At 64.1% G+C, this 2,619-nt stretch carries 3 protein-coding genes; 2 read left to right on the top strand and 1 reads right to left on the bottom strand.

All coding sequences use genetic code 11. The features are described 5' to 3' along the window. Both EOA86_RS30035 and EOA86_RS30030 read left to right on the top strand, forming a co-directional pair. On the top strand, positions 1–624 hold a 624-nt coding region (locus EOA86_RS30035; protein ID WP_128344948.1), incomplete at its 5' end, for a DUF3419 family protein. Continuing rightward, a complete protein-coding gene (locus EOA86_RS30030; RefSeq protein ID WP_128344946.1) occupies positions 621–1,307 on the top strand; it encodes a class I SAM-dependent methyltransferase in 687 nt (228 codons plus the stop codon). The genes EOA86_RS30035 and EOA86_RS30030, both read left to right, overlap by 4 nt. A 3-nt stretch (positions 1,308–1,310) precedes the next feature. Here EOA86_RS30030 and EOA86_RS30025 read toward each other — a convergent pair. Continuing rightward, positions 1,311–2,619, bottom strand: a 1,309-nt coding sequence (locus tag EOA86_RS30025; RefSeq protein ID WP_164892118.1) for a serine hydrolase, incomplete at its 5' end; no start/stop codon positions are given.

Genomic DNA, 2,619 nt, shown 5'->3' with positions numbered 1-2,619 from the left:
GAGGAACTGGCGCCGGTCTTCGAAAAGCCGTTGCTGAAATGGGCCACCTCCCGAAAAGCCTCGCTGTTCGGGCTCGGCATTCCGCCGGCCCAGTACGATTCGCTGATCACCTCGGGCGACGGCACCATGGCCAGCGTCCTGAAGGCCCGGCTGGAAAAGCTCGCCTGCGATTTTCCGCTACAGAACAACTATTTCGCCTGGCAGGCTTTTGCCCGCCGCTATCCCAACCCCGGCGAGGCGGCGCTGCCCGCCTATCTCGAAAAGCGCAACTACAAGACGATCCGCAACAATGTCGACCGCGTCGCCATTCGCCATGCTAATCTGATCGAATTCCTCGCCGGCAAGGATGCCGGTTCGGTCGACCGCTTCGTCCTGCTCGACGCACAGGACTGGATGACCGACGACCAGCTCAATGCGCTGTGGGCCGAGATCACCCGGACCGCGTCGACTGATGCCCGCGTCATCTTCCGCACCGCGGCCGAACCCAGCCTGTTGCCCGGCCGGGTCTCGAATTCGCTGCTCGACCAGTGGAATTATGCCGACGCGGCGTCGCGCGAATTCTCGGCCCGCGACCGGTCGGCCATCTATGGCGGCTTCCATCTCTATGTGAAGCAGGCCGCATGAGCACGACCGAACTGCCGGCCAGGCACGCCGAACCGCCGGCTAGGCACGCCGAGCTGATGGACGGCGTCTACCGCTGGCAGCGTCACATTTACGACCTGACCCGCAAATATTACCTGCTCGGCCGCGACCGGCTGATCACAGGGCTTGATGTGCCCGCAGGCGGCACCGTGCTCGAACTCGGCTGCGGCACCGGCCGCAACATCGTCCTCGCCGCCCGCCGCTATCCCGACGCCCGCTTCTTCGGTCTCGATATTTCGGCCGAAATGCTGCAAACGGCCACTGCTGCCATTGCCCGCGAAGGCCTGTCCGGCCGCGTCAAGCTGGCGCGCGGCGACGCCACCGATTTCGATGCGAAGTCCCTGTTTGCCGTCGAAAGTTTCGACCGCATTTTTGTCTCGTATTCGCTGTCGATGATTCCGGGTTGGCAGAAGACGGTTTGCGCGGCTCTTGCAGCCCTGTCACCTGGCGGCTCGCTGCACGTCGTCGATTTCGGCCAACAGGAGGCCCTGCCCCGGTGGTTCCGAACACTGTTGCGCGGCTGGCTGAGAAAATTCCATGTCGAGCCTCATGAGGCCCTGCGCGCGGTTATGGCATCGGAATCCGAGCGGATAGGTGCAAGCTTTCGATTCAGAACACTGTACCGCGGCTATGCCTGGCTCGCAGTGATCGGACCGCGCAAATAGCAGCTAATGCAGCGCCTTCACCAGCGCTGCCACCATGATCTGCGGCCGATAGCCGAACGTGGCCGGCGTCAGGCCGAGCCGCACCACCATCATCTGCTCCGAGGGAATGATGGCGACCGTCTGTCCGTCATGGCCTTCCATCCAGTAGGTATCCCTTGCCAGGCCCGCAGCGATGCCGGCGCCTGGGCTCTGCTCGTCGCCCGGCCCCTCGATCCACAGCTGGCCCCTGCCGTAGACTTTCGAGGCCGGTGCGGCTTCCCGCATCCAGGCGACGAAGCCGCCAGGCAGGATCTGCTGGCCGTTCCATACACCATCCTGCAGCAGGAACTGGCCGAAGCGCGCCCAGTCGCGCGCGGTGGCGTAGAGATAGGACGACCCGACGAAAGTGCCGTACTCGTCGGCCTCCAGCACCGCGCTCTGCATGCCCAGCGGGTCGAACAGCGCAACCCTCGGCCACGCCAGCGCCTTGTTCTTGTCGCGGATCGCATCCTGCCAGAGCCGCGACAGCATCACTGCCGTGCCGCTCGAATAGGAAAACATTTTGCCTACCTCGCCGGTCAGCGACTTGGATCCGGCAAAGCCCGCCATATCAGGCTCGAGGTAGAGCATCCGCGTCACGTCGGTGACGTCGCCATAATCCTCGTTGAACTCCAGCCCGCTCGACATCGCCATCATATCGGCGAGACTGATGGCGGCGCGGCCGTCCGCTTTCCAGGGTCCGAACAGACCCTGGTTCGTCATCACCATCTTACCATCCTTCATCACGGTGCCGACGATCGCGGCATTTACCGTCTTGGTCATCGACCAGCCAAGCAGCGGCGTCTTTTCGGCAAAGCCGTCGCCATAACGCTCGGCGATGATGCGGCCGTTCTTGACTACTACCACAGCCCGCATACCGGCGCCGGTCATTGCAGGGTCGTCGAGGATTTTCGCGATTTCGGGGTTCTGCGAGGCGTCGACCCTGTCGCCCTCCGGCCAGAGTGCATCGAGCGGCGGCGCCGGTGTCAGCGCCGGCCCGGCGACTGCTTTGGCCGTGGCGATGTCGCCATCCGGAACCGAAGCACAGCCGAGCCCGTCACGAACGACTGCGACGCTTTTGCCGAACACGCCGAACAGCCCGGCCGAGACGGTGCCCTGCTCCTTGTCGACGGAGACCCTCATCAGCCGCAGCAGCGGATGGCCCGGCGCCTGCACGTCGACGGTGAGCACCTGGTCGGCATCGCGTCCGGCGATAAAGACATTCGAGCAGACGATCTTGGCCGTATAACCCGAGCCGACGCGGATCAGTTCCGGCGGCGCGATGTAAAGCCTG

Origin of the sequence: Mesorhizobium sp. M5C.F.Ca.IN.020.32.2.1, from assembly GCF_004023105.1 — a bacterium.
Classification (GTDB): Bacteria; Pseudomonadota; Alphaproteobacteria; order Rhizobiales; family Rhizobiaceae; genus Mesorhizobium; species Mesorhizobium wenxiniae.
This window is presented reverse-complemented; position numbering and strand designations above follow the sequence as displayed.